The sequence below is a fragment of the Curtobacterium pusillum genome (assembly GCF_007680845.1).
Taxonomy (GTDB): Bacteria; Actinomycetota; Actinomycetes; order Actinomycetales; family Microbacteriaceae; genus Curtobacterium; species Curtobacterium pusillum_B.
Genome location: NZ_VEIY01000009.1, coordinates 46,002 through 71,988, shown reverse-complemented (window position 1 = coordinate 71,988; position 25,987 = coordinate 46,002). Strand labels below are relative to the sequence as shown.

Below are 25,987 nucleotides of genomic sequence, written 5' to 3'. Positions count from 1 at the left end.
GCGGGCCCGCACCGCGCCTCCAGTCGCATGCGCGTCAACGGCGGATCACCGCTCGCCCGGGTGCACGCTCCCGAGCAACTCGACGACCACGTCGCGGAGCGATCCCGGCAACCCGACGGTCCCGAGCTCGACGATCCGGTCCGCCCTCGGCAGGTCCTTCGTGACGATCTCCCACGCGGCCAGCTTCTCGGGGTTGCCGGCCTGCGCACCCTCGAGCACCCGTCGGATCCCGTCCCGCGCGTCCAGCCCGACGACGGGCGTCCCGGCGAGCGTCAGCGTGGCACCGGTCGCGGTGTCGGCCGCCAGGTCGACCGAGAACCGGTCGACCGACCGGGCGTCGACGTGCTGCCCCTCGGCGGGGGCAGCGAGGAAGGTGATGCGCCAGCGCCGTTGCTCGGGCACGACGTCGAGCGCCCCCTCGGTCGGGTGGACGCGGAACGCTGCGTGAGGGTGGTCCCACTCCAGCCGTGTCCGTGCCGTCTCCCCTTCCGACCCCTCGCGGTCCTCGATGAGCGTGAAGGAGCCGGAGGTACCCGGTGCGACGAGCACCTCGAACGCTGTCGGGTTGGCGGTGGCGTCCGGTTCGTCCTCGGTGGCGAGCGGCAGCACGCCGCCCTCGCGCAGCAGCACCGGAACGGTGTCGATCGTGCGGTGCAGGTCCACGAACCGGTCCCCGGCGTGCGCGGTCCCGGTGAACACGTCGGTCCAGGTGCCCGGCGGCAGCCAGGCCCGTGCCGTCCCGTGCAGCGAAGCGGGGTCGCGCGGCTCGACGATCGGCGCGACGAGCAGTTCCGACCCGAAGGCGTAGGTGTTCGGCACCTGGTAGGCCTCGTCCCGCCGGGGTTCCAGGTGGTAGAGCGGGCGGACCAGCGCGGTCCCGTCGGCCGACCGATGGTTCATGGTGTGCAGGTACGGGACCATCCGGTGCCGGAACCGCAGGGCTGCACCCATCGCCGTCCGCGGCTCGGCGGGGAACGCCCACGGCTCCTTGCGGATGAAGGGGTTGTTCGCCGAGTGCAGCCGCATGATCGGTGAGAACACGCCGAACTGCACCCAGCGGGTGGCGAGTTCGTCGTCGCGGACGCCGCGGGTGTGTCCGCCGATGTCGTGGCTCCACCACGGGTAGCCGATGTTCGCGGCGGTCGCGGTGAACTCCGGCTGGAACGCGAGCGACGCCCACGACACGACGGCGTCGCCGGAGAAGCCGACGGCGTACCGGTGACTGCCTGGCCCGGCGTAGCGGGAGAACGTCATGCCGGCGCCGCCGTCCCGGGCGGAATCCAGCAGGTGGAAGTGGTTGAGGAGCCACAGCGGGTCGACGCCCGGGAGCCCGGTCGTTCGTCCCTGCTGCCAGTCGATCCACCAGAAGTCGACGCCCTGCTCCTCGAGCGGGCGGTGCAATCGCTCGAAGTACGCGCCGACGAAGCGCCGGTCGGTGAGGTCGAACGGGATCGCTTCCTCGGTCTCGGGGTCGACGCCCATCGCCTGCGCGACGTCGGGGTAGGCATCCTCGAACGCGCGGACGCCGTCCGCCGGGTGCAGGTTGAGCGTGGTGCGCATCCCACGGCGGTGCAGCTCGGCGAGGAACGCCCTGGGATCGGGGAACAGCGAGGGCTCCCAGGAGTAACCAGTCCACCCGTTGCCGAACCGTGGCGGCACCGAGTCGACCCGGTGCCAGTCCATGTCGATCACGGCGACGGAGAACGGGAGTCGTTCCGCGGCGAACCGGTCCAGCAGCTCGAGGTAGGAGGTGTCGCTGTACGGGTGGTACCGGCTCCACCAGTTGCCGAGCGCCCAGCGCGGCAGGAGGGACGGTGCGCCGGAGATCCGGTGGTAGGCGCGCAGCGCGTCGGAGAAGTCGCGGCCGTACGCGAACACCGTGACGTCGCGTCGGCCGGCGATCCTCGTGCCGATCCAACCGTCGTCCGCGAACAGGAACGACTCACTGTCGTCGAGGACAGCGATGCCGTCCCGCGCGAGGATCCCCGCTTCGAGCGGCATCCGGCCGTCGACGTCGTCGAGCGTCCGTCCGGTGCCGCCGAGGTCCCGCGGCTCCTGGCCCCAGCGCCACCGGTTCGCGTCCGGACCGATCGTCTCGACGACCAGGCCGCTCGGGGAGAACGGTTGGCCGTCGTAGCGGAGCCGGGCGCGGGCGGTCGTGACGACGACTCCGTCGGCTCCGGCGTCCGCCCCGGCGCTGCGATCGGTGTCCGCGCCGCCACCCGTCCGCTCCACCCGGAACGCGGGGACTGGCAGTTTGCGCCGGATCGCGAAGGTCGACGCGCGGTCCTCGAACCCGCCGTCGTCGCTCCACTCGACGCGGAAGGCGCCCTCGTCGAGCACCGTCACCCGCCAGTGCTCCCCCGTGACGACGGCCGCGGGGTCGGCGACGGGGTCGGAGCCGGGGAAGGGGCGGACGGTGTCCTTCGTGCTCATCGGTGCTGCTCCTAGCTCTTGACCGCGCCCTGTGTCACACCGCTGATCACCCAACGCTGCGCGAACAGGTAGACGATGATCGTCGGCGCCATCGCCATGAGGTACGAGGCGAACGCGACGTTGTAGTTCGTGCCGAACTTGCTCTGGAAGATGTTCTGCACGACGGGCAGCGTCTGCAGCGTGGGGTCCGCGGTGATGAGCGACGGCATCATGAAGTCGTTCCAGGATGCCAGGAAGGCGAAGATGCCGACCGTGGCGTTCATCGGTCCGAGGAGCGGCAGGATGATCCGCCAGAAGATCTGCCACGTGGACGCTCCGTCGATCCTGGCGCTCTCCTCGAGCTCGACCGGGATGGACCGGAGGTACGCGGAGTAGAGCAGCACGCTGAACGACAGTTGGAACATGGCGTGCAGGATCCCGACGCCGATCGGGTTGTCGAGCCCCATCTGTGCGGTGAGCTTGATCTGCGGCAACGCGACGACGGGGAACGGCAGGAACATCGCCGCGAGCAGGTACACGAAGGAGTACCGGAAGAACCGCTTGTGCCAGTTCCGGACGATCGCGTACGAGGCGAAGGAGCTGAGCAGCAGGGTCGCGACGACGGTCAGTGCGGCGACGCCGAGCGAGACCGAGAACGACACCGGGAAGCGGGTGAGCTGCCACGCCTCGGCGAAGGAGCCGGGGTTGAACGGGAACGGCAGCGAGAGCGCGTTCCCGTCGACGCTCTGCTTGCTCGTCTTGAAGGCCATCGCGACCGTGACGTACAGCGGGACGAGCACTGTGAGCGCAGCGAGTCCGAGGACGACCGTGAGCGTCCAGTTCGTGCCACCGAGGCGCCGGCGGTGACCGCGTCCCGTGCGGTCCTGGCGGCCGGTGGTGACCGCGCGGGTGTCGGTCGGTGGGCGGGTGTCGATCGTGGTCATGCGAGTCGCAGGTTCCTTCCGCGGGTCGCCGCGAGCTGCAGCACGGAGATGAGGACGGTGATGATGAAGAACACGGTCGCGTTCGCCATCTGGTAGGCGTAGTCGCCACCGGTGAAACCGCCGAAGATGGTCATCGCCACGCTGCTCGTGGCGCTGCCGGGGCCGCCGTTCGTGAGGCCGACGATGACGTCGTACGCGCCGAGGTACCCCTTCACACCCAGCACCGTGTTGATCACGATGAAGCCGCCGAGGAGCGGGAGCGTGATCGCGCGGAGCTGCTTCCACCCCGTCGCGCCGTCGAGGGCACTGGCCTCGTAGAGGTCCTCCGGGATCGACGTGAGTCCCGCGGTGTAGATGAGGAGCGCACCCGGCACCGTCTGCCACGCGGAGACGATGACGATCGCGAGCCAGGCGAGGTTCGGGTCGCCGAGGATGCTCTGCTCCAGCGGCCCGAACCCGACGCTCGTGGCCAGGGCGGGCACCGTGTTCGAGAAGAGGAAGTTGAAGACGTAGGCGACGATGATCCCGGAGATCACCATCGGGATCACGAAGATCGACCGCAGGCCGGCAGCGAACCGGATGCGCTTCGCCAGGGCGATCGCGAGCGCCAGGGCGATGACCTGCGTGACGATGACGGTGACGACGGCGAACCCGAGCGTGAAGCCGTACGAGGCGATGATCGACGGGTCGGACACGAGCGCCCGGTAGTTCTCGACACCGAGGAACTTCCACGCCCCGAAGCCGAGGTAGTCGGTGAAGCTGTAGAAGATGCCGACGCAGGCCGGGGCCACGACGAAGGCGGTGAACAGCACGAGCGCCGGGACGAGGAAGAAGTAGTACATGCCCTCGGTGCGGTGGAGGGAACCGACGCGTCGGTGCGTGCGGGAGGCGGCGGTCGCCGGCCCGGACGTCGCCGGGTCGGTGTCGCGCGCGAGCGGGGTCTGCATGGTCATCGGAACTCCTGTGTCCTGGTCCGGCTCAGACCGTCGCCGAACGGCCGGCGAGACGCCGCCAGTCCGAGTCGAGCCGCTGCAGCATCGAGGTGAAGTCCCCGCTCCGGATCGCCGTCTGCAGGTAGTTGCCGAGCGGGATGGAGGTGGGGATGAAGGTGCCGGCGCCCTGGTAGAACGCAGCGTCGTCGACGTACCGCTGCAGGCCGGCGAGCCGCTCGTCCTGCTGTGGGGGTGCGTCCTTCGTGGTCGAGTAGGCGAGGTTGTCGCGGTTGTAGCCGTCGATGATCTCGGGCTGCATGAGGAACTCGACGAGCTCCTGGGCTTCGTCGAGGTGCTGCGTTGCGGTCGGGATCCACAGCCCGAGGTCGATGTTCACCCGGGCCTGGCGCTCCGACGGGTCGTTCGAGACCGGGAGCGCGAAGGTCCCGACCTCGAGCTTGTCGTCGATGAGCGCGATCTGCCCGAGCGCCCACGGCCCCTGCAGGTACATCGCGGCCTTGCCCTGCCCGAACGCGAGGTTGCCGTCGGCGTAGGCGCGGGTGGCGTGGTCGGGGTTGAAGAAGGACGAGATCGTCTTCGCGCGCTCCATCGGGACGGCGAAGTCCTTCTCGAACGAGACTGCGGAGTCCGGTCCGACGTCGGTCCCCAGCGCCTTCATCTTCCGGAAGAAGCTGCCGGTGTCGACCAGGCTGCCGACCGAGTAGTCGAACAGGCCCTGCCACAGGGTCCAGGTGTCGCGGTCGGTCGCGTAGATCGGCGTGACGCCGGCCTTCTGGAGGGTGCGGCACACCTCGACGAAGTCATCCCACGTCGTGGGTACGGGCAGTCCGTGGTCGGCGAAGATCTTCTTGTTGTAGATCACGCCCGCCGCAGCCAGGGAGTACGGCAGGACGCTCGTGCGTCCCGGGTAGGTGGCGTACTGGTTCGTCAGTCCGTCGATGCTCGGTCGGATGCGTCGCGCCGACGGCAGGTCGCCGAGGTCGCGGAGCACGCCGCGCGAGATGTACCGCGCGAGCTCGAGGTTGTCGTTGAAGCACCCGACGTCGGCGGGCTCGCCGCGGACGAACTGCGGCGCGATCGCGGTCGTGCTGTCGTGCACCACCGAGATGCGGGCGTGCTGCTTCTCGAACTTCCGCAGGAGGTCGTCGAAGTACGCGATCACCTCCTGCTTCTGCTCGTAGAAACGGATCGTCGTCGTGCCGCTGCTGGCGGCCGGACGGGGCGCGGCGCACCCCGCGAGCGTCATGGTGCCGAGTGCGATGCCGCTCGCCGCACCGGCGAGGAACCCCCGCCGACTCACGGCCGCGAGTGTTCCGGTCCTGCTTCCCACCATCGGGTCTCTCCCTCGTGCGCGTCGTCGCGCTCGTTCCTGTTTACAGCGCTGTAAACAGGAAGTCAACGTTGTAATCGGGGTCGTGGAAGACTCGCCCCATGTCCGACCGCATCGCCACCCTCGAGCAGCAGGAGCGCGCGCTCGTGCTCGAATCGTTCACCCACGACGACGCCTGGGACCTCGGAGTCCTCCTCCGGGAGCACGCCCACGGGGCCGGTCACGCCGTCGCCATCGACATCCGCCGACCGGGCCTCCGCTTGTTCCGCGCGGCCCTCGCCGGCACCACCCCCGACCAGGACTCGTGGATCGACCGCAAGGCCGCCGTCGTCCTCCGGATGGAGCAGTCCAGTGCGTTGGTCGACGCCCGGCTCGCCGCGGACGGCGTCGACCCCGCGGCGATCGGGTGGCTCGGCGCAGAGTACGCGGTCACCGGCGGATCTTTCCCGATCCGGGTCCGCGGCGTCGGGGTGGTCGCGGCCGTCACCGCGTCGGGACTGTCCTCGGACGAGGACCACGACCTCGTCGTCGCGGGGCTGCGCGCCTTCATCGCGTCGCGTCCCTGACGCGCACCGGGACGATCTGGAGGCGCGGTGCGGGCCCGCACCGCGCCTCCAGTCGGACCGTCGGTCGCGTCTCACGGGCGCCGCGCCTGCTCCGCCGGCCTCCGTCTGCTCAGGCAGGCAGGGGGACGAAGTCCAGCTCCTGGAACGACGTGACCTCGTCGGCCCACCGCGTGGCGACGAACCCCTGGTGCGCGGGGTGCTCGTCGTACGCCGTGTACGCGTCCTGGTCGGCGAAGCCCATCGAGAACTGGAACCGGAAGTCGCTCTGCGTGGAGACCTGGCGCGACACCGTGAAGTCGCTGACGCCGGGGATGGCCGACAGCGTGGTCCGAGCGGCCTCGAGGAACGCGGTCTCGTGCCCGGAGCCAGGCTCGTGCACGAGCGTGAAGCAGACGGTGTGGACGATCATGCGCGCTCCCCGATCGGGTAGTCGACGAACGCGAACGCGGATCCGTCCGGCGCCCACCCGTTGACGTTGAGGGTCCCCTGCCCGCCGTCGAGCTCGACGATCGTCTCGGCGGCCTGCCAGACCTCCGGACCCCAGTCGCTCACGCTGCCGGGTCCGGAGACGAGCCGCAGTCGGACGTGCTTGTCCGCCGGGTGCCCCTGGGTCCCGGGCGGGAAGGAGAGGTACACCGCCGCGTCCCCGGTGGGGGCGGGGTGCGGGAACCAGTTGACGTGCTCGTCGACCGTGAGCTGCTCCAGTCCGGAGCCGTCCGGCCGCACCCGCGCGACCTGCGCGTGGCCAGCACCGAACTGTTCCGTGTTGAACAGGATCCACGTGCCGTCCGGGGTCCACTCCGGGCCGTCGGCGGCGGCCGGTTCCGTCGTCACCGCGCGGTCAGCGCTGCCGTCGACGGCCATGGCCCGGATCGTGCCGGAGGACCACACGGTGTCGCTCGACTCGTCCAACCGCACGTACGCGAGCTCGGTGCCGTCCGGGCTCACCCCGTGCAGGAAGTGCAGGCCGCCGTCCTCCGAGGTGACCCGCGTCGCCGGGCCGCCCGCGAGGGGAGCCGACCAGATGTGGAAGTCGTTCGCGCTCACGTGCACGGTGACGCCGTCCGGATCGAGGACGTGGTCGTTGTTGAGCGGCGGGACGCCCTCGAGGTCGACCTGCTGCGGCTTCCCCGAACCGTCGGCCGGCAGGGTCCAGAGGACTCCGTCGGCGTTCACGACGAGGCGGCCGTCCGCGGTCCAGTTCGGGGCCTCGTACAGCCGCTCGGTGGACTCGTGCACGGTGGTCACGGTGCGGTCGGCACGGTTCCAGATCCGGATGCGGCAGGACTGGCCGGGGGCGAGGAGGCGTCCGGGTGGGGTGGGGGTGGCGTCGTTGCTCATGGTTGGTCAGCCAATCTGTCGGAAGAACACTGTTACCGTATGCTCAATAGACGGATTGGGGCATCGATGCTGTACCAGTCGACGTACGACGACCTCCGCGACCGGATCCGCTCGGGTGAGTTCGCCGTCGGGGACCGCCTCCCGTCCGAGGCGGAGCTCCTCGCACACTACGAGATCAGCGCGATCACCCTCCGCCGCGCACTCGACATGCTCCGCGAGGCAGGCTACGTCGAGCGCCGCCCCCGCGTGGGGACGACCGTCGTGAGCGTCGAGCCGGCCGCCGCGGCCACCCCGACCGACGTCGTCGAGATCGGCGTCGTCCTCACCAACTTCGACGACACGTTCGGCACCCGCGTACTCGAGGGCATGCTCGACGAGGCCGGCTCGGACGCGCACGTGATCCTCAAGCGGACGCACGGCGACCACGACGCCGAGGACACCGCGATCCGGGCGTTGTCCCGCCGGGCACAGGGCCTGATCGTGCTGCCGAGCAGCTCGGAGTTCATCCCGCCGGCGGTCCTCGAGCTCCTCCCGGTGGGGTTCCCGGTGGTGATCCTCGACCGCCGGTACGAGGGCATCCCCGTCTCGGACATCTCGACCGACAACATCGCGGCCGGCTCGGCGGCGACCGAGCACCTGTTCGGGCTCGGTCACCGAGCCGTGGCACTGGTGACCTCGGACAGCCGGGTCACGTCGAACGACGACCGTCGCCGGGGTTGGGTCGGCGCGCACGCCCGCAACGACAAGATGCTCGACGACGGGTTGGCCTTCCACGGCATCGAGTCGACGCTGCCGGGGTCGACGGACCGGCCCGAGGACGACGTCGCACGGCTCGTGTCCTTCATCGAGGCGCACCCCGAGGCGACCGGGTTCGTCGCCGGCGAGTACAACATCGCCCTCCTGCTCCGGGATGCGTTGGAGCAACTGGGCAAGCGGATCCCGGAGGACGTCTCGGTGGTGTGCTTCGACCACCCCGACGCCACCTTCGACCGGCGGCTCTTCCGCTTCACGCACGTCGCCCAGGACCAGCCCGGTGTCGGCCGACGTGCCGTCGAGCAGCTGTTGCGCCAGGCGCGAGGCGAGGCCGGGTCCCGGAAGATCCTCGTCCCCGCGCAGCTGGTGCTCGGAGCGTCGACGGCGCCGCCCGCGGGGCACTGACGACGAACCGGTCGGCACCGACGCGGACGTCGATGCCGACCGGCGGGCCCTCGACTACGGATCGAGACGGGCGCGCAACTCGGTCGCCATCGCGGCGCTGAGCTGCGTCGAGTACGGCACCTGCCCGTCCGCCGGGCCGTTCCAAGTGTTGGCCGCGGGACGGTCGAGCCCGTCGGGCAGGCTGCCCCAGAGCGAGTCGGTGCTCGCACGGACGAAGTCGACGATCGTGCGCCGTCGAGCATCCGCCTCGGGGAGGTGCTCGAGCAGGAGCCCGACGTACCGGTAGTAGACGCCCTTGAAGAGCCCCTCGTCGCCGCCGTCCCCTTCCTGCCGGAACACGACGCCGTCGGAGAGCTGCTCGATCGCCGTGGTCGCGGTGCGTGCAGCCACCTCGTACAGGGCTGGGTCCGCGAGCGCACCGGCGAGCTCCACCGCCGCCCCGACGTACAGGCCCTGGTTGTACGTGAACCGCCACTGGGTGTCGATGCGGCCGTCGTCCTCGCGGTTGATGCCGTCCTCGACGAAGCCTTCCGCGTCGTCCACGAGTGTCCGGGTGATCCAGTCGAACGACCGCCGGGCGTGGTCGAGGAACCGGGGTTCGCCGGTCCGGGCGTGCAACCGCACGCCGAGGATGACGAGCGGCCCGTTCGCCGGGGTGTTCTTGTAGGCGAGCTGCTGCTTCCGCCAGGCGAGGCTGGCACCTCCGGTGTCGTTCCACCCGTGCTCGACGCAATGGTCGAACAGCGCCACGGCGTCGTCGAGGTACCGCGGCTCTCCGCTCGCGTCGTGCAGACGCAGGGTCGCGAGCGCGAACCAGAGCATGTCGTCGAAGTAGTCGTTGAACAGCGAGCCGCCGTTGCGTTCGACGATGTTGCGGTGCACCGCTCGTGCCTGGTCGAGCCGTTCCGGGCTCCCGCTGCGCTCGTGCGCGTCGAGTCGCACGTCGATCAGGTGCGCCAGCCACCAGTAGTTGAACGTGCTGTCGTCGCTGTGCTCGACGGGCCAGGAGTTGTGCAGGTACTGCGGCCACGGTGCTCCGTAGAGCTGCCCGAGGCTGTCCTGGATCCGGTCGGCTCGGTCCGACCAGGTGGCGGTCGTGGTGGTCGTCGTCACTTGCGGTTCTCCTCGAGGATGCGGTCGCCCTGCTTCGCGGCCTGTGACAGCGCCTGCTGGGCGGTGAGCTGCCCGGACATGAACTTCTGGAGCGCGGGGGTGAGCGCCTTGCCCTCGACGTCGCTGTACCCGGCGACGTCGGGGCGCACCTTCGCGTAGTCGAGGGTCTTCACGAACCCGGCGTACCGCGGGTCGTCCGTGAAGAACGGGTCGTTGGCGGACGCGCGGTTGGCGGGGATCCACCCCGAGATCTTCGCGAACTTCACCCCGTTGGAGGCCTTCGTCGCCCACCACTTCTCGAACGCCCACGCACCGTCGGCGTTCTTCGCACCCGTCGGGATGACCAGACCGAAGCCGCCCATCACGGCGCCCTTGTCACCACCCGGACCGGCGACCGGTTCGGTCACGGCCCAGTCGAGGCCGTCGGCCTTGTCGAGGTTCGGGACGTCCCACGGGCCGTCGTACTTCATCGCGGCTTGCCCGGCGGCGAAGACGTCGCTGCTGTCGCCGAACCCGTTCGTGTAGACGCCGTCGTCGAGCAACGACTTCCAGAAGTCGAGGACCTCGACGCCCTGCGGGCTGTCGAACGCGGTCTTCGTGCCGTCCGCGTTGAGGAGCTTCCCACCGGCCTGCTGGAGCCACATCGAGAACAGGCCGGGGTCGTTGAGCATGAACCCGGACTGCTTGAGCTTGCCGCCCTCCGTGACCGTGAGCTTCTTTGCGTCGCTCTTCAGCTCGTCCCACGTCGTCGGTGGGGTGAGGCCGGCCTTGCTGAACAGGTCCTTGTTGTAGACGAGCGACCGGTTGTCGACCAGCAGCGGCAGCCCGTAGAGCTTGCCGTCGGACCGCATCTCGGTCAGCGCCTGCGGGTAGAACTCCTTGGTGTCAACGTCGTCGGCCTTCACCCGGTCGTCGATCGACTGGAGCGCCCCCTTCGGCGCGTAGAGCGAGGTCTGGTAGCGGTCCCAGAGCACGAGGTCGGGGACCTGCCCGCCGGCGATCGCGGTGAGGAGCTTCTGCTCCACGAGTTCCTGCGGGACGTACTTGACCGTGTACTGCTTCTGCGACTTGTTGAACGCCGCGGTCATCTGGTCGATCTGCTTGACCTGGTCACCCGACCAGGAGCCCCACATGGTGACCTGCTGTCGGCCGCCGGAGCCGGTGGCCCCGCTCGATCCGGAGGAGCAGGCGGTGAGGACCAGCGCCGCTGCCGCGAGGGCGGCCGCAGCGCCGAGGAGACGTCGTGACTTCATTGTCGATTCCTTCTTGGGTGGAGGTGAGGAGGGGAGGGTCGGAGGACTCACTTGTTGCCGGCGAAGGAGATGCCCTCGATGATCCAGCGCTGAGCGAGGATGAACACGACCAGGACGGGGATCATCGTGATGACGGTCCCGGCCATGAGCGGCCCGTAGTTCGTCGTGTAGTTGTTCACGAACCCGGCGAGGCCGACCTGGACGGTCATCATCTTCGGGTCGTTGAGGACGATGAGCGGCCAGAGGAAGTTGTTCCACCCGGCCTGGAAGCTGAGCAGTCCGAGGACGGCGAGCCCCGCCTTCGTGAGCGGGAAGTAGATCAACGCGAAGATCCGGAACTCGCCGGCGCCGTCGATGCGTGCCGCCTCCCCGAGCTCGTCGGGCAGGGACTCGAAGAACTGCTTCATGAAGAAGACCGCGAAGGCGCCGGCCGCCCCGGGGACGATGACGGCCCAGTAGGTGTTGATCAGGCCGAGTCCGCCGTTGCCGCTGAGGTCGTTGCCGCCGAGGAGCGGGAAGTGTCGCAGGACGAGGAAGGTCGGGATCATCGTGACGATGCTCGGCACCATGAGCGACGAGAGGAACGTGACGAAGACGGCCTGCCGACCGGCGAACCGGAGCTTCGCGAGCGCGTACCCGGCGAGCGACCCGAAGAACAGGTTCGCGACGGCTCCGCCGACGCCGAGGATCAGCGTGTTCACGAAGTACCGGCCGTACGGCACCGTGGTCACGGCGTCGACGTAGTTCTGGACGGTCGGGCTGGCAGGGATGAGCGACAGCGAGTGCGCGAGGATCTCCCCCGCGGGCTTCAGGGACGTCGCGAGGGTCCAGACCAGCGGCGCGACGGTGACGACGCTCACGAGGACGACGCCGACCCACCACGCGACGGTCGCGGTGCGTTTCTTCACGGCCGCTCGTCGCCGGAGCTGCTGACGGTCGGGGGTGCGACGGTCCTGCTGGACGGAAGACGCGGTGGGCACGGTGCTGGCGGTCATCGTTCGGTGTCCCGGTTCGTGAGGCGAGCGTTGGCGAGGGAGAACGCGAGGATGATCACGAACAGGATGAACGACAGCGCGGACGCGTAGCCCATCTGCAGCGACCCGAACCCGCGGTCGTAGATGTAGTAGACGATCGTGACGGTGGAGTTCCCCGGCCCGCCCTTGGTGAGGACGTAGGCCTGGTCGAACACCTGGAACGCGTTGATGATCAGCAGCGTCGACACCAGGAAGGTCGTCCGGCGGATGCCGGGCAACACGACGTACCGGAACACCTGCCACGCGTTCGCGCCGTCGAGGCGTGCAGCTTCTCGGAGGTCCGGGGACACGCCCTGCAGCCCGCCGAGGAAGATCATCATGTTGCCGCCGAAGCCCGCCCAGACGCTCATCAGGACGATGGCGAACATCGCCCAGTGCGAGTCGTACAGCCACGCAGGTCCGTCGATCCCGAACCAGCCGAGCGCGGCGTTCAGGAGCCCGTGCTGAGGGTTCAGGACCCAGTACCAGACCGTGGCCGTCGCGACCGTGGAGGACACCACGGGGATGTAGAACAGCGTCCGGAAGATCCGGACGGCACGGCCACTCCGGTTCAGGAGCAGGGCGGTCGCGAGCGCGATGACCAGGCCCAGCGGGACGTACAAGACCGTGTAGTACACGGTGTTGCGGAGTGCGATCCAGAAGAACGGGTCGGTGACGATGTTCGTGTAGTTCTCGAAGCCGACCCAGTCGAGCTTGCCGATGACGGCGTAGTCGCTGAGGCTCACCACGGCCGCGACGACGACCGGCAGTGCGGTGAACAGCAGGAACAGCGCGCCGGGCAGGGCGAGGAACACCCATGCGGCACGGGTCTGCTGCTTGCGGGTGGCGCTGACTCCCTGACCGCGCTCCGGCGTCCGTCGTCGACGGCGACCACCTGGAGGCGCGGCGTGCGTACCGGGGTCGGCCAGCGCCTCCTGGCCGGTCACCGCCTGCTGTCCGGGTGAGGTGAGGACGCTCATCTCGCGCCTCCGTCCACGGCCGCCGCGGCGGCGACGGTGGCCGTCGGTCGCCGCAGCCCCGCCAGGTCGAGCACGAACTCGCAGAACATCGCGTTCGCCCACGAGAACCAGGGCCGCGTGTACGACTCGGGGTCGTCGACGTCGTACGACTCGTGCATGAGGAGCGTCCCCGCGTGGGTCGAGCAGAGCTGGTCCAGCAACGCTGCCCGCTCGTCCTCGGACGTCGCGGTCAGCCCCTGCACCGCCAGCGCGATGGGCCACACGTTGCGACCAGGGGTGTGGGGGCTGCCGATCCCGCTGCCGGCGGCTCCGGAGAACCAGGACGGGTTCGTCGGCGACAGCACGGCGGCCCGGGTCCGCAGGTAGAGGGGGTCGTCGGCGTCGCACCAGCCGAGCATCGGGAGCGACAGCAGGCTCGGGACGTTCGCGTCGTCCGCGACCAGGGCACCACCGAGGCCGTCGACCTCGTAGGCGAGGACCCGGCCGTGCTCGGGATGGTCCACCACGCCGTGGTCACGGACGGCCCGGTCGATCTCGTCCGCGAGAGCAAGCGCGCGTCCGGCGAGGTCGCGGTCGTCGAGGACGGCCGTCGCGAGCTCGGCGACCAGTCGCAGGGCGACCACGGCGAAGGCGTTGCCCGGGATGTTGTACCCGAACGCCGTCGCGTCGTCGCTCGGACGGAACGCGCTCCACGTCAGACCGGTCGGGACCGTCAGCGGTCCGCGTCCGTCCCGGACGAGGGTGTCCGACGGGAGCAGCGGGTCGGGGCGCTCGAACCGGTACGTCGACCGCGCCTCGTGGTCCTGCTCGGTCGTCCAGACGTCGATGGCCGCCTCGGCCACCTCCCGGAACCGGACGAGGTGGTCCGTCCGTCCGGTGCGGCTCCACAGCGCGTGTGCGAGATGGACGGGGTAGCAGAGCGAGTCGATCTCGTACTTCCGTTCCCACACGCCGTCGCTCATCGCGGTGTGGTCGTCCTGGTGCCCGGCGCCGTCCGCCGAGCGGTTGAAGGCGTTCGCGTACGGGTCGAGCAGGACGAACTCCTGCTGCCGTCGTGAGATGCCGGCGACCGTGTCGGCGAGTCCGTCGTCGTCGCTGACGAAGTGCAGGTACGGCGTCAGCTGCGCCGTCGAGTCGCGGAGCCACATCGCGGGGATGTCGCCCGTCACCATGAACACCGTCCCGTCGGGCTGCGGGGTGATCGTCGTCGAGAGGGTGTTCGCGAAACAGTTCGTGAAGAGTCCCCCGACTGACGGGCCGAGTCGGTCCGTCACCTGTCTGGCGACCGCTGCGACGAGGTCGTCGTGTGTCTGAGCCACGTTGCTCCCTTGACTTCTTCCGATGATCCTCCAACTATATTCATTAGCCGGATCCGCGCAAGAAGTAGATTGAGTATACTTTTTGTGGTGCGCAGGGCATCGGGATCGACTCGGATCGAAGGGGATCCCATGCAGCACAAGCTCATCGGCCTCGTGGTGGCGGGAGCCATCGCGAGCGCCGGACTCACCGGTGTCGGCCTCGCGGCGACCCCGGACCACGCGGCAGCGCTGACGACCACGCAGGCGACCGACTCCTACGACGCCTTCGTCGACACGTACTGGGACCCGGACGCGAAGTACTTCTTCACCTACAGCGACCACCAGGTGCACAGCGAGCACGCGGTCGGGCCGCAGGGTGGGCTGTACACCGACTACTGGTGGGAAGCGCAGAACTGGGAAGCAGTCATGGACCGGTACGAACGCTCCCACGACAGCGCGAGCCGCCAGATGATCGACGACGTCTACGACGGATGGGTGGCGGCCTACCCGGACTTCCGCACCAACGACTGGAACGACGACATGGGCTGGTGGGCCCGCGGCAGCATCCGTGCCTACGAACTCACCGGGGAACAACGCTTCCTCACCGAAGCGGAGGACATCTTCGGGTACATCGCCCAGTACGAGGACACCACGTACGGCGGCGGCATCTGGTGGAAGAACGTCGACGTCGGCAACGGATCCGCGAACGAGAAGAACGTGGCCACCAACGGCACCGCCGTGTGGACGGCCCTCCGTCTCTACGCCGCGACGGGCGACACGACCTACCGCGACACCGCGGAGCGGATCTTCTCGTGGCTGCACAGCAACTTCTACAACGGCGGCCACATCCGCGACCACGTCAGCGGCACCGGCCAGTTCACGGACTACGACTGGACCTACAACCAGGGCCAGTACGCCGGCGCCGCTCTGCAGATGTACCTCGCCACCAACGATGCGCAGTACCTCACGCAGGCGACTACCGCCACGGACTGGGCCGTCGCGAACCTGACGACCGCGGGCACGTTCCTCGACGAGGGCACCAACGACACCGAGGGGTTCAAGGCGATCCTCACCCGGGACATCCGCGCCCTGATCGACGACGCCGGTCAGACGCAGTACGAGCAGGTCCTCACGGCGAACGCCTCCCAGGCGGCGAACCACGTGTCGACCGAAGGCATCGGCGGACCGGACTGGAACGCCCCCACGCCCTCCATCGCCTCCACGCCGCAGCAGTCACTCGGTGCCGCGGCGACCGTCGCCATCACGCAGCAGGGAACGCCGGACGGCTCCACCGCGGTGGTCCAGGGCGACGGCGTCTACCAGGCCGAGAACGTGGACCACCCGAACATCGGTACCGAGGCGTCGAACGCCGGGTACACCGGCCGCGGGTACCTCGCTGGCTGGAACACCGACGGCGCCGCCGCGACCTTCCACGTCAACGTCGCGAGCGCCGGCACGCACGCGGTCACGTTCCGCTACGCGGCTGCTGCCGGCACCGCCGTCCGGGCCGTCAGCGTGAACGGATCGGCGCCCGTCAACGTCACGTTCCCCGGGACCTCGTCGTGGTCGACGTGGAACACCGTGACGGTGGACCTGCCGTTCAGTGCAGGGTCCGACGCGCTCGTCGTCGCCGACACGGCGAGCAGTGGGAGCACGAACTACCTCAACCTGGACGCCGCGACCATCGGGCTCTGACCGACGCCCGTGCGGGCCCCGGGCGACCACCCGTGGGCCCGCACGGTAGCGTCAACGTGTGCTCGCGTTCGCCCGTGGCTCCGGCCGTCCCCTCGTCGTCCTCCACGGTTTCGGCGTCGACCACCGGATCATGTTGCCGCTCGAGCGGATGGTCGGCGACCTGCCGTGGCGCAGGCTCTACCTCGACCTCCCCTGGGCAGCAGGAGCGCCCCGTTCGACCGCGGCCAGCGCGCTCGACGTCGCGAACGAAGCCATGACCGGGATCCGTGAGCTCCTCGACGACGAGCCGTTCGCCCTGATCGGACAGTCGTTCGGAGGGATGCTCGCCCGCCACATCGCGCACGAGCTGCGCGGGCAAGTCCTCGGTCTCGCCACGATCGCCGGCGTCTTCGAGGCGGACCACAGCGCCCGCCGTGTTCCCGAGCGCACGGCCCTGGTCGTCGAACCCACCGCGCTCGAACGTGCCGGTGATGTGCGCGAAGCGTTCGAGACGACCCACGTCGTGCAGACGAACGAGACCCTGGACGCGTTCCTGACGTCCGTCCTCCCCGGCGAACGGGCTTCGGACCAGTCCGTGATGGACCGCATCGCCGAGCGGTACGACCTGCCCGTGAAGCCGGAGGTCGCTCACCCCGAGCCGTACACGGCCCCGTCCTTGCACCTGTTCGGCCGACAGGACGACGTGGTCGGACACGAAGACGGCTGGTTCTTCCGTGACCACTACCCCCGAGGCACGTACGCAGTGCTCGACGCCGCGGGCCACGGCGTCCACCTCGAACGTCCGGCATTGACCGCCGCTCTGCTCCGGGACTGGCTCGATCGGGTCGACGACGTCGAGCGGTGGCCGAACGTCCTCTAGCGCGCGCCGGCGAGCGCTGCGAGCAGTCCGGGGAATCGGGCCTCGATGTCGTCGCGACGGAGCGAGACGCCCTTGCGGTTGCCGTAGCTGAGGTCGTACGTCAGTCCGGCCTCGCGGAGGACGCGGAAGTGGAAGGTGCTCGTCGCCTTCGTGACCGGGAGTTCGAAGCTCACACAGGTGCGCTCGGTGCCGATCGGCTCCTGCAGCAGCGTCAGGACGACCCGGCGGCGGTTCTCGTCGGAGAGGGCGCTGAGCACCTTCCCCAGCTCGAGTTCCTCCCGCTTCGGAAGGGGCTTGTCGGTCACGTCGATCCTCTCTCTCATGCTCGGTCACGACTGTGCCGCAGGTACGACTTGCGTCGTACCTGCCGGTGTGCTTCACTCCCCAGGTACGGCTCCCATCATACCTCCGAGAGGTTTGCAGTGACTGCAGAAACAGCTCCGATCCCGCAAGCGCGTGCGTCCCGCACGATGCCCTGGGCAGGACTCCTCGCGCTCTTCTTCGCGGGCTTCCTCAGCATCATCAACGAGACCACCCCCGCAGGTCTCCTCCCACAGATCGCGCACTCGCTCCGGGTCACGGACGCGGCGGCCGGTCAGCTGATCACCGTCTACGCGTTGGCCACCGCGCTCACCGCCGTTCCCCTGAGCGCGGTCCTGGCCAGATGGGGCCGGCGAACACTCCTGATCAGCGCACTCGGGGCGTTCGTCGTGTCGAACTTCGCGATCGCGGCCACGGAGGACTTCACGATCATCATGATCGCGCGGTTCGTCGGCGGCGTCGGAGCGGGGCTCATCTGGACGAACCTCGCCGCCTACGCAGCGCGCCTCGTCCCCGAGGACAAGCAGGGCCGCGCGATGTCCATCGCGAACGCCGGGACACCGGTGGCACTCGCCATCGGCCTGCCGCTCGGAACCCTCCTGGGGAACACCTTCACCTGGAACTTCACGTTCGCTGCGTCCGGGTTCGCCGGCCTGGCCGCGATCCTCTGGGTCGCGCTGGCGCTTCCCAACCTGTCCGGGACTCCGGCAGGGGAGAAGGCCCGGGGGGCCGGGCGTGGGCTCCTCCGCACGAAGGGGGTCGCCACGATCCTCGCCGTGATGAGCGGCTTCTTCCTCGCGCACAACATCCTCTACACGTACGTCGCTCCACAGGTGTCCCGCGCTGGCATCGGGAACCAGGTCGAGTTCGTGCTCCTCGTCTTCGGGCTCGCCGCACTGGCCAGTATCTGGGTCACCGGTGTGTTGATCGACCGACGGCACCGGCACCTGACCGTGACCGGCCTGGTGTTGCTCGCTGCCGCGTTCCTGATGCTCGGCCTCGCTCCGATCAGCCCGATCTTCGTCTACGTCGCCGCGGTCCTCTGGGGTCTCGGGTTCGGAGGCGGCGCGACCTGGTTCCTGACCGCTGGGTTCCGCGCAACCGGTTCGGACGCGATCGCCGCCGTGATGGTGACACTGGTCAACCTCATGATCGGCGTCGGCGGGCTCGTCGGCGGGCTCTTGATCGGTCTCGCCGGCGTCGGATCGCTGCCCTGGGTGGCGCTCGCGATCATGATCCCGTCAGCCATCGCGGCCGGAGTGGCGCGCCGGTACGCGTTCCCGCACTGGTCGGCAGCGGACAGCAACCCCGACCACTGAGCCGGGAGCGCCCGGCCTCGCCCTCGTCGTCCGACGTCAGGGCGAGCGCAGGTCGTCCGGATCGAGCGTGTACACGCGCTCCTCGTCGGCACTGTGGTGCAGGCGCATCCCCAGGCGCTCCATCAGTCGCCAGGACGGACCGTTGTCGTCCCTGCACGAGGCAGTGACACGGTCGAGCGCGAAGTCGTGGACCACGGTCGGGATGAACGCGCGCAAGGCCTCGAGCGCGTACCCCCGGCCCTGGTACCGAGGATCGAACTGGAAGCCGAGGTCGCCGACGGCCGGATCGTTCCGTTCCGCGGGGATCCAGATCCCCACGTCGCCGATGACCCGCCGCTCCGCGACGAGCTCGACCGCCCGGCCGTGCCAGACCCCTCGCTCCGTAGCGCCCTGCTGCGCCTGCTCCACAACGAAGGCCGCGGCGCGGGGAGCCGTCATCGCTTCGCCGGGCTGGAACCTGCGAACCGCGGGGAGCCCCTGGTACGCGAGGAAATCAGTGACGTCCCCCTCGGAGAACGGCCGGACACGCACGCGGCCCGTCGCGCTCGCTGGGTCGAGCGGGCGCATCAGACACCCTCGAGGAGCAGCAAGAGGTGACGCTCCCAGTCCCCGTTGCCACTCGGCCGGAAGTACATGGTGGACATGACACCACAGGTCATCACCGGGAAGTCCGCGTAGGTCAGGTCCGCCCGGACCGCGCCGGCACGGACCGCGCGCTCGATCACCCGTGAGGCGACGGCCGCGAACTCGTCCTTCTCGGCCCGGATCTCGGCCCAGTCGACGGAGTCCGATCCGAGCATCGCCCACTGGAAGGCCTTGTCGGCCGCGGCCGCCTCGAGGTAACGCCGGAGCACCGCCTCGAACGACCCACGAGGATCCTCGATCCCCTCTGCGGCGCGCGCGGAGTCGGACATGGTCCGGAACCGCTCCTGCACGATGGCGGTCAACAGCGCGCGCTTGTTCGGGAAGTGCCGGTACAGGGATCCGATGCCGCGTCCGTCGAGGACTACTCCGCGACCCTCGCGCAGTACGGTCTCAGCCCTGCCTGGGTGCGGGGCCTCGCGGACGTGGCGACCGCGCAGAACGACGGCATCTACGACGTCGAGCCGCGGGATCCCGAGGCGGTCGCACCCACCACGTTCCGGGCGTGGGCGCAGCGGACGCTCGTGCCTGCTGTGCAGGACACGGCGATCACGACGCGCCGACGGCCCTGACGATTCCCCGCACCGCGCTCCACAGCATCTGCCCGCCCTCCCACGGACGCGCGTGCGCGCCCGCCGCGCGCCGACTCCGCGCCGTGAGCAGACCGGGGATGCCGAACAGCGCCTCCTGCATCGTCTCGAGCTGGTTCATCGGACCAGCTGGTCCTCCCGGCCCTGGTCGAGCACCACGAGTCGAAGTGCGACCTCGTCCGCGCCCTCGGCGTCCCCGATCCGGCGGCGGCGTGATCGGGCTACCGGTCTCCGCGGCCCCCGATGAAGTCCTTCAGAGCCGCCGCGAGCAGCTCCGGCTGTTCGTCCGGGATGAAGTGCCCCGAGCCTGGGATGACGACGTTCCTGACGTCGTCGGCGTACGGCCGCACGGGTGCCGCCATGTCGGCGATGCTCCCGAACTGTGCGCTGACGCCGAGGACGGGCATCCTGAAGCGGCGCGTGTCGAGGAGCGCACGGTTCTGCTCTGCTGAGTGTGCGGCTTCGCGGTAGTGCGCCAGTCCCGCCCGGACCCCGCCCGCCGCGGCGAAGGAGTCGGCGTACCCGTCGATCTCAGCATCCGAGAACGTGCCCGGGTCGCGGGTCTTGTTCCGGAGGAACCACGCGATGTAGTCCCGTTCGTGCCCCTGCAGGAGGACCTCGGGGAGGTCCGGCACCTGGTGGAAGGCGAAGTGCCACGTCTTCCACGCCCGCTCGGGATCGAGCGGGACCGACTCGGGCAGGGTGATCCCGGGGATCCCGGCGTCGAGGAGCGCGAGGCGTTCGATCTCGTCGCCGTACAGGAGTCCGTAGGGGAAGGCGACCCACGCGCCGACATCGTGCGCGACGAGTGTGTAGCGGGCGACGCCGAGTTGTTCGAGGAGGCCGTGGACCCTCCTCGCGAGCGTCTGGGTGTCGTAGCCGTCAGCCGGACGGTCCGATGGCCCTTGCCCGGGGAGGTCGGGGATCACCAAGTGGTGGTGCACGCCGAGGTGTGCCGCAGCCCGGAGCCAAGCGCGGCCGTCCTGCGGGAACCCCGCGAGGAGGACGATCGTCGAGCCGGCGGGGTTGCCACCCACGAGAGCGTGGAGTCGGATGCCCTCCACGTGGCGGTACTCGTCGGTGAAGGACGCGGTCTGGACGGTCATCGTGCTGGTTCCTGTTCTTCGATCGTGACGGACGTCATGGGTCGACCCCTGCGTCACCCTAGCCATGTTGTACCGATTGGTTCAAGATAGGGTGGAGTTCGTTCAGAGAGCGGAGGTCGGGTCGACATGGCCGGGAAGAAAGCGTTCGACGCCGACGCGGCGGAAGAAGCCGCCATGCTCGTGTTCTGGGAACGCGGCTACGCCGACGCCTCGCTCGACACCCTCAGCGCGGCGATGGGCGTCGGCCGGAGCTCCTTCTACAACGCCTTCGGCGACAAGGCGACACTCTTCCAACGGGCGCTCGCCCGGTACGGAACCCGGTACGGCGACCGGTACGAGCGAGCCCTGGCATCGCGATCAACGGACCTCCGGGCAGCGATGATCGCCTTCTTCGACGTCACGCTCGACCGGATCGCCGACCCCGCCGTCCCGCGGGGCTGCTTGATCGCTCAGTCCGTCATCGCCAGCCCGACCCTGCCATCCACGGCGGCGGCACAGGCCGACACCCTCCTCGGGCTCCAACGGAGGCGGATCGCGACGGCACTCCGCGCCGCCGGCATCGAGGAACCGACGGCGGACGAGATCGCCCTGCAGTTGGCGGCCGTCAACCAGTCCCTCGCCGTCCTCAGTCGGACCAGCCTGAGCGCCGGACAACTGGGCTCGGTGGCCCGCGCCGCCGTCACCGGTGCGATGATCACCCTGGCACAGCGTGATGACGCCGATGGTTCCCACCGGCCGAGGTGCACCGTCAGTGCAGCGGCGGACGCAGCAGGTGGTGCTCCGTGATCCCCTGGAACCCGTGCCCCGCTCGGACCACTGTCGTCTCGTCGAACGCACGACCCGTGAAGAGCATCCCGATCGGGAGCCCGTCGCGGTCGAGCCCGACCGGCACGCTGAGGCCCGGGAACCCGGCCATGCTGCCGATCGCCGTGTAGCGCATGTTGCCCGCCGTGAGCGAAGCGGCCCGCCCGTCGAGTTCGACGGACTCGGCGCCGTGCGGCAACGCCGTGAACGGCATGGTGGGTGTGACCAGGACGTCGACGTCGCGCATCGCGTCGAGCAGCCCGTCCCGGAACCACGCCCGGAAGCGCTGCGCCTGCACGTACTCCACGCCGGAGTAGCGGAGTCCGATCTCGAGGTGTGTCCGCACGTCGTCGCCGTAGTCCTGGGGACGGGTGCGCAGCAGGTCGAGGTGCATCGCGCTCGGCTCGACCGCGTCGACGACGAGCTGCGCGTCGACCAGCTCGTCCACGCCGGGCACCGCGATCTCGACGATCTCCGCACCGGCTGCGGCGAGCGCGTCGAGCGCGGACCGCACCGCGTCGGTCACGTCCGGCTGGTTGCCGACGAGCGCGTAGTCCGCGATCACCCCGACCCGCAGGCCGCGCACCTGGGTGGTCGGATCACCGGACTGGAGGCGCGGCGCGCTCGGGTGGGTCGGCTTCCGTCGCGTGGTCCGGTCGCGCGGGTCCCATCCCGCGATCGCGTCGTGGACGACGGCGGCGTCAGCCGCGGTCCGGGCCAGCGGCCCGACGGTGTCCATGGTCCACGCGAGGGGGACGACGCCGGCGTTGCTGACCCGACCGATGGTGGGACGCAACCCACTGACACCGTTGACCGATGCAGGGAGCCGCACCGAGCCTCCCGTGTCCGTCCCGAGCGCCGCGACGACCGTCCCGGCGGCGACCGCGATGCCGGACCCTCCGGAGGATCCGGCCGGCACGCGGTCGCGGTTCCAGGGGTTGCGGGCCCGGCCGGTGTGGGGGTTGTCCGTGGTGCCGCCCCACGCGAGTTCGTGCATGTTCGTGCGCCCGACGATCACCGCGCCGGCGTCGCGCAGTCGTCGGACGACGGTGGCGTCCCGGGTGGCCGGCTCGTCGCCGAGCAGCAGGCTGCCGGCGCGGGTGTGCTGTCCGGCGACGTCGATGTTGTCCTTCACCGCGACGGGGAGGCCGTGGAGCGGCCCGCGGTCCTGGCCGGCAGCGAGGTCTTCGTCGGCACGGGCGGCGGCTGCCCGCGCGCCGTCGTGGTCGACGTGGACGAACGCGGCGAGGTCGGCGACCGCGTCGATGCGGTCGAGGCTCTGATCGACCAGGGCTGCCGCGGTCGTCGTCCCGTCCCGGAGCATCGCGGCGAGCTCCGCGATCGGACGGTGGAGGTCGTTCACGCGGGGGCTCCGTCGTCGTCTGGTCCGGACGCGTCCGGTCCGTGGTCGAACACCGACACCGGGACGACGTCGGCGGGCACGTTCGCGGTGACGAACGCGGCGATGGAGCGGCCGCGCGCGGTCCACTCGTCGATCAGTGCCTGGTGGGCTGCGGCGTCCATGGGTTCCTCTGGTCGGCGGGCGGCGGGGCCGCCGGGTGGCGGCCCCGCCGGTGGGCGTGGGATCGGTCAGTTCTTCGCGGGGTAGGTCTTCTCGGCCTTGTCCGAGAAGGTGGTGTCGACGTTCGTCTCGTACGACGTGGCGTCGGCCGGGTACTTCTTCACGTTGTCGATGTCGGCGGCGAGCTGGAGGTTGTGGGCCCAGGCCTCTTCGCTGACCGTCGCACTGTGCGGGTAGCCGTCCGCGTCGATCTCACGCTTGACCGCCGAGGCGACGGTCGACTCGTCGAGCTTCGGGAAGTACTTCTCGGCGACCGCGATCGATCCGGCCTCGTTCGAGTAGATGTAGTTGTAGGCCCGCTGGAAGGCGTTGACGACGCCCTGGGTCGCCTTCGGGTTGGCCTTCACGTACTTCTGCGTCGACGTGAGTGAGGAGAACGCGAACGGGTTCCACTCGTCGCCGGCGGCCGGCCACGAGTACACGACGTGCATGTCCTGCTGGGCGACGGCCTGGCTCACGGAGGGTTCCGGGACGACCGCGTAGTCGGCCTGACCGGACGCGACGGCCGCCAGCTCGTTGCCGAGCGACACGTTGACCAGCTTCACGCCCTTGAGGTCGTACGTGTCGATCATCTTCGTCATGAGCGCCCAGGTGGAGTCCGGGGACGGCGACACGACGACCTTCTTGCCGTTGAGGACCGTCGGGTCGTCCTGTGCGCTCGTGCCGTCCTTGCCGACGAGGAACTCGGCCGGGGCGTTCTGCACGCCGGCGACGATGACACCCTCGCCGCCCTGCTCGTGGGACTTCGCCGAGAACACCGGGTCCTGGATGGAGAAGCCGGCCGACCCGCCGAGCACCGCGGCGAACGACGCGTTGCCGGAGCCGCCGGTGTCGATCTTCACCTTCACGCCCTCGTCCTCGAAGTACCCCTTCTCCTGGGCGACGTAGAGGGGCAGGTAGAGCAGGGTCTGGACGGCCTGGTTGATCGTGACGTCCTGGGTTCCGCCGTCGGCCGAGTCGGAGGCGCTGGATCCGGCGGCGCAACCGGTCAGGACGAGGAGGGCGGCGGCGGACGCCGCAGCCAGGGTGAGGACGCGGGCGCGTCGGGGCAGGGGAGATCGCATGGGGACACAGCCCTTTCGGTGGGAGGAGTGCGGGGCGGGAGGGTGAGTGGGGAGGTTCCGCTGTGGGTCAGCGGCGGTCCCACCGGAGCAGGACGCGCTCCAGCAGGTCGATGAGGAGTCCGAAGACCAGGACCATGGCCATCACGACGACGACGCCGGCGAGCACCTGGTTCATGGCGAAGCTCGACGAGCCGGTGACGATCATGTGGCCGACGCCGGCGGAGGACGAGATGAACTCCCCCACCACGGCGCCGATGATCGCGAAGCCGACGTTGAGCTTCAGCCCCGCGATGACCCAGGACATGGCGCCGGGGACGATGGCCTTGGTGAACGCCTGGGTCTTGGAGCTGCCGAAGGAACGCATCAGGTCGAGCAGGTCGGTGTCGACCTTCTGCGCCCCGCGGTAGGCGTTCGTCAGCGAGACGATCACGCACGAGAAGGCGACGATGACGACCTTCGACACCAGACCGGTGCCGAACCAGATGATCATCATCGGGGCGACGGCGAGGACGGGGATCGAACCGATCGCGGTGATGAACGGTGCGGACAAGTCGGCGACGAACCGCGAGTACCAGAGCAGCAGACCGAGGAGCGACCCGCCGAGGGCTCCGATCACGAACCCCATGAGCACCTCTTGCGCGGTGACCCCGAGGTCGGTCCAGAGCTCGCCGGTGCCGACGTTCTCGACGAGCACGGTGATGATCTGCGCCGGGCTGAAATGGGCCATGCGCTCCTGTCGTACTTCTTTGGCACCTTCGTCATCGCTGTCGCCATCAACCTGATCACGAGCCTGACGCAAGGAGGATGAGCAGAGCGGTGGCACGGTCATCACAGACACTCGCGCGCTCGCAAGACGCTGCTGGTTCCGACGTTCAGTGCCCCTCGCGGACCGACTCAGTTCGGGAGCTGACGTCCCTGATGAACCCGCTCGTGCCCTCGGACCAGCTGGAGTCTTCTCCCAACTCGTCGTCTGGCGCTTCCTGAGCGAGGAGCGGCAGTCCGGGTCCGAGGACGATGGTGACGGTGGTGTCACAACCCATCGCGTCGAATGTCGGAATCGTGACCCGATCAGCGAGACCGCTCTGCGCCAGCGCGACGGCATAGTCGATCGTCGTGTACGCAACTGCGTCGCAGACGAGGACGAGCTCGGCTCCGTACCTGATGTTCTTCATGGGCAGACTTCCTGATCGCGCGGCGCGACGCGAGCTTGCGCTGCTGCAGGGGAAGATGGTTCTGCCCGCGACGTGAGGCTACGTCAGCGCGCTTGTGTGGACGGACTGCTGTCCGCAGAGCGTCGGGGAATGTCCAGATTGGGCGTTCTGGTCTGGCGCAGCAGGCGGTCGGGGTGGCCGGTCCACTTCGTCATGGAGGTGTCGTCCTTCCAGACGTGGAGCCCGTCGTGACCGGCGGCCCGTTGGCATCGGTGTTCGAGGAACGCTTCGGGACATTGGGACACGGCGGGGCTCAACTGATCAGTGATCCGGGCTGCGCAGGCTTGCTCCGGTAGTCATCGATGTTGGTGCCGGCGGATGGGGTCTCGTCGAGCTGCTCGAGGGCGGGAACCCCTGGCGCCCGAGCTGCTGTGATGCCGCTGGACCGCAGCTCAATGGATGGCATGTGCTCGGGCATCGAGACCTCCTA

Annotated in this window: 29 protein-coding genes; 7 read left to right on the top strand and 22 right to left on the bottom strand. The window is 69.4% G+C overall.

What is annotated here, in order from left to right; genetic code table 11:
- Positions 1 to 45 precede the first annotated feature (45 nt).
- Genes FS825_RS16695 through FS825_RS16680 form a run of 4 tightly spaced genes read right to left on the bottom strand, consistent with a single transcriptional unit; the run spans position 46 to position 5,612 of the window.
- Complete coding sequence (locus FS825_RS16695) at positions 46 to 2,436, bottom strand: glycoside hydrolase family 31 protein (protein WP_144715238.1); 2,391 nt, start codon at positions 2,434 to 2,436, stop codon at positions 46 to 48.
- 11 nt (positions 2,437 to 2,447) lie between these two features.
- Complete coding sequence (locus FS825_RS16690) at positions 2,448 to 3,359, bottom strand: carbohydrate ABC transporter permease (RefSeq protein ID WP_186377309.1); 912 nt, start codon at positions 3,357 to 3,359, stop codon at positions 2,448 to 2,450.
- On the bottom strand, positions 3,356 to 4,312 hold the full coding sequence (locus FS825_RS16685) for a carbohydrate ABC transporter permease (RefSeq protein WP_144715236.1): 957 nt from the start codon (positions 4,310 to 4,312) through the stop codon (positions 3,356 to 3,358). Before FS825_RS16685 ends, FS825_RS16690 begins: the two co-directional genes overlap by 4 nt.
- Before the next feature lie 25 nt (positions 4,313 to 4,337).
- Positions 4,338 to 5,612 carry an ABC transporter substrate-binding protein gene (locus tag FS825_RS16680; protein ID WP_144715234.1) on the bottom strand — a complete coding sequence of 425 codons (1,275 nt, stop codon included), beginning with the start codon at positions 5,610 to 5,612 and terminating at the stop codon, positions 4,338 to 4,340.
- A 131-nt stretch (positions 5,613 to 5,743) separates the two neighbouring features.
- Here FS825_RS16680 and FS825_RS16675 point away from each other — a divergent pair, with 131 nt between their 5' ends.
- Entirely contained in the window at positions 5,744 to 6,208 is a 465-nt protein-coding gene (locus FS825_RS16675) for a heme-degrading domain-containing protein (RefSeq protein ID WP_144715232.1), read from the top strand.
- Between the two features lie 109 nt (positions 6,209 to 6,317).
- Here the strand turns inward: FS825_RS16675 and FS825_RS16670 are convergent, their stop codons facing one another.
- Both FS825_RS16670 and FS825_RS16665 read right to left on the bottom strand, forming a co-directional pair.
- Positions 6,318 to 6,617 (bottom strand): Dabb family protein, encoded by a 300-nt coding sequence (locus FS825_RS16670; RefSeq protein WP_144715230.1) that lies wholly within the window; start codon positions 6,615 to 6,617, stop codon positions 6,318 to 6,320.
- Entirely contained in the window at positions 6,614 to 7,549 is a 936-nt protein-coding gene (locus FS825_RS16665) for a TolB family protein (protein WP_144715228.1), read from the bottom strand. Before FS825_RS16665 ends, FS825_RS16670 begins: the two co-directional genes overlap by 4 nt.
- A gap of 66 nt (positions 7,550 to 7,615) precedes the next feature.
- Between FS825_RS16665 and FS825_RS16660 the strand changes: the two genes are divergently transcribed.
- Entirely contained in the window at positions 7,616 to 8,707 is a 1,092-nt protein-coding gene (locus FS825_RS16660; RefSeq protein WP_186377308.1) for a GntR family transcriptional regulator, read from the top strand.
- 54 nt (positions 8,708 to 8,761) lie between these two features.
- Here the strand turns inward: FS825_RS16660 and FS825_RS16655 are convergent, their stop codons facing one another.
- From FS825_RS16655 to FS825_RS16635, 5 genes are read right to left on the bottom strand one after another with little or no spacing between them, the layout of a single operon-like run.
- Positions 8,762 to 9,820: a glycoside hydrolase family 76 protein gene (locus FS825_RS16655; protein ID WP_144715224.1), complete on the bottom strand. Its 1,059-nt coding sequence runs from the start codon at positions 9,818 to 9,820 to the stop codon at positions 8,762 to 8,764.
- Entirely contained in the window at positions 9,817 to 11,073 is a 1,257-nt protein-coding gene (locus FS825_RS16650) for an ABC transporter substrate-binding protein (RefSeq protein WP_144715222.1), read from the bottom strand. Before FS825_RS16650 ends, FS825_RS16655 begins: the two co-directional genes overlap by 4 nt.
- 47 nt (positions 11,074 to 11,120) lie before the next feature.
- Entirely contained in the window at positions 11,121 to 12,068 is a 948-nt protein-coding gene (locus FS825_RS16645; protein WP_144715220.1) for a carbohydrate ABC transporter permease, read from the bottom strand.
- Positions 12,065 to 13,066, bottom strand: a complete 1,002-nt coding sequence (locus tag FS825_RS16640; protein ID WP_144715218.1) for a carbohydrate ABC transporter permease — start codon at positions 13,064 to 13,066, stop codon at positions 12,065 to 12,067. The genes FS825_RS16645 and FS825_RS16640 overlap by 4 nt, the downstream gene beginning before the upstream one ends.
- Positions 13,063 to 14,385, bottom strand: a complete 1,323-nt coding sequence (locus FS825_RS16635; protein WP_144715217.1) for a glycoside hydrolase family 125 protein — start codon at positions 14,383 to 14,385, stop codon at positions 13,063 to 13,065. The genes FS825_RS16640 and FS825_RS16635 overlap by 4 nt, the downstream gene beginning before the upstream one ends.
- A 129-nt stretch (positions 14,386 to 14,514) precedes the next feature.
- Here FS825_RS16635 and FS825_RS16630 point away from each other — a divergent pair, with 129 nt between their 5' ends.
- Together FS825_RS16630 and FS825_RS16625 are read left to right on the top strand one after the other, a co-directional pair.
- The gene (locus FS825_RS16630; protein WP_144715215.1) at positions 14,515 to 16,059 is read left to right on the top strand and encodes a glycoside hydrolase family 76 protein; all 1,545 of its coding nucleotides are present in this window, start codon (positions 14,515 to 14,517) and stop codon (positions 16,057 to 16,059) included.
- A gap of 58 nt (positions 16,060 to 16,117) precedes the next feature.
- Positions 16,118 to 16,918: an alpha/beta fold hydrolase gene (locus tag FS825_RS16625; protein WP_144715213.1), complete on the top strand. Its 801-nt coding sequence runs from the start codon at positions 16,118 to 16,120 to the stop codon at positions 16,916 to 16,918.
- Here FS825_RS16625 and FS825_RS16620 read toward each other — a convergent pair.
- Positions 16,915 to 17,223, bottom strand: coding sequence for an ArsR/SmtB family transcription factor (locus tag FS825_RS16620; protein WP_260981291.1), 309 nt, complete (start codon positions 17,221 to 17,223; stop codon positions 16,915 to 16,917). The two genes, FS825_RS16625 and FS825_RS16620, sit on opposite strands and share 4 nt — an antisense overlap.
- 165 nt (positions 17,224 to 17,388) lie before the next feature.
- On the opposite strand from FS825_RS16620, the gene FS825_RS16615 reads away from it, so the two are divergent.
- Positions 17,389 to 18,558, top strand: coding sequence for an MFS transporter (locus tag FS825_RS16615; RefSeq protein WP_144715209.1), 1,170 nt, complete (start codon positions 17,389 to 17,391; stop codon positions 18,556 to 18,558).
- Between the two features lie 36 nt (positions 18,559 to 18,594).
- On the opposite strand, the gene FS825_RS16610 is transcribed toward FS825_RS16615, so the two are convergent.
- The gene (locus FS825_RS16610; protein WP_144715207.1) at positions 18,595 to 19,125 is read right to left on the bottom strand and encodes a GNAT family N-acetyltransferase; all 531 of its coding nucleotides are present in this window, start codon (positions 19,123 to 19,125) and stop codon (positions 18,595 to 18,597) included.
- On the bottom strand, positions 19,125 to 19,505 hold the full coding sequence (locus FS825_RS16605) for an SbtR family transcriptional regulator (RefSeq protein WP_144715205.1): 381 nt from the start codon (positions 19,503 to 19,505) through the stop codon (positions 19,125 to 19,127). The genes FS825_RS16610 and FS825_RS16605 overlap by 1 nt, the downstream gene beginning before the upstream one ends.
- 21 nt (positions 19,506 to 19,526) lie before the next feature.
- Between FS825_RS16605 and FS825_RS16600 the strand changes: the two genes are divergently transcribed.
- Positions 19,527 to 19,772 (top strand): hypothetical protein, encoded by a 246-nt coding sequence (locus FS825_RS16600; RefSeq protein ID WP_144715203.1) that lies wholly within the window; start codon positions 19,527 to 19,529, stop codon positions 19,770 to 19,772.
- On the opposite strand, the gene FS825_RS18780 is transcribed toward FS825_RS16600, so the two are convergent.
- Both FS825_RS18780 and FS825_RS16595 read right to left on the bottom strand, forming a co-directional pair.
- Positions 19,750 to 19,911 (bottom strand): hypothetical protein, encoded by a 162-nt coding sequence (locus FS825_RS18780; protein ID WP_186377307.1) that lies wholly within the window; start codon positions 19,909 to 19,911, stop codon positions 19,750 to 19,752. The two genes, FS825_RS16600 and FS825_RS18780, sit on opposite strands and share 23 nt — an antisense overlap.
- 100 nt (positions 19,912 to 20,011) lie before the next feature.
- Complete coding sequence (locus FS825_RS16595) at positions 20,012 to 20,896, bottom strand: alpha/beta fold hydrolase (protein WP_144715201.1); 885 nt, start codon at positions 20,894 to 20,896, stop codon at positions 20,012 to 20,014.
- A 126-nt stretch (positions 20,897 to 21,022) separates the two neighbouring features.
- Here FS825_RS16595 and FS825_RS16590 point away from each other — a divergent pair, with 126 nt between their 5' ends.
- On the top strand, positions 21,023 to 21,682 hold the full coding sequence (locus tag FS825_RS16590) for a TetR/AcrR family transcriptional regulator (RefSeq protein ID WP_144715199.1): 660 nt from the start codon (positions 21,023 to 21,025) through the stop codon (positions 21,680 to 21,682).
- Here FS825_RS16590 and FS825_RS16585 read toward each other — a convergent pair.
- From FS825_RS16585 to FS825_RS18770, 6 genes are all read right to left on the bottom strand, one after another.
- The gene (locus FS825_RS16585) at positions 21,645 to 23,063 is read right to left on the bottom strand and encodes an amidase (protein ID WP_222126956.1); all 1,419 of its coding nucleotides are present in this window, start codon (positions 23,061 to 23,063) and stop codon (positions 21,645 to 21,647) included. The two genes, FS825_RS16590 and FS825_RS16585, sit on opposite strands and share 38 nt — an antisense overlap.
- Positions 23,060 to 23,224, bottom strand: a complete 165-nt coding sequence (locus FS825_RS18775) for a hypothetical protein (RefSeq protein WP_186377306.1) — start codon at positions 23,222 to 23,224, stop codon at positions 23,060 to 23,062. Before FS825_RS18775 ends, FS825_RS16585 begins: the two co-directional genes overlap by 4 nt.
- Positions 23,225 to 23,290: 66 nt before the next feature.
- A complete protein-coding gene (locus tag FS825_RS16580) occupies positions 23,291 to 24,346 on the bottom strand; it encodes an ABC transporter substrate-binding protein (protein ID WP_144715197.1) in 1,056 nt (351 codons plus the stop codon).
- Positions 24,347 to 24,413: 67 nt separating this feature from the next.
- Positions 24,414 to 25,073: an ABC transporter permease gene (locus FS825_RS16575; RefSeq protein WP_222126955.1), complete on the bottom strand. Its 660-nt coding sequence runs from the start codon at positions 25,071 to 25,073 to the stop codon at positions 24,414 to 24,416.
- A gap of 145 nt (positions 25,074 to 25,218) precedes the next feature.
- Positions 25,219 to 25,518: a hypothetical protein gene (locus FS825_RS16570; RefSeq protein ID WP_144715193.1), complete on the bottom strand. Its 300-nt coding sequence runs from the start codon at positions 25,516 to 25,518 to the stop codon at positions 25,219 to 25,221.
- 292 nt (positions 25,519 to 25,810) lie between these two features.
- A complete protein-coding gene (locus tag FS825_RS18770; protein WP_186377305.1) occupies positions 25,811 to 25,975 on the bottom strand; it encodes a hypothetical protein in 165 nt (54 codons plus the stop codon).
- Between the last annotated feature and the right edge of the window lie 12 nt (positions 25,976 to 25,987).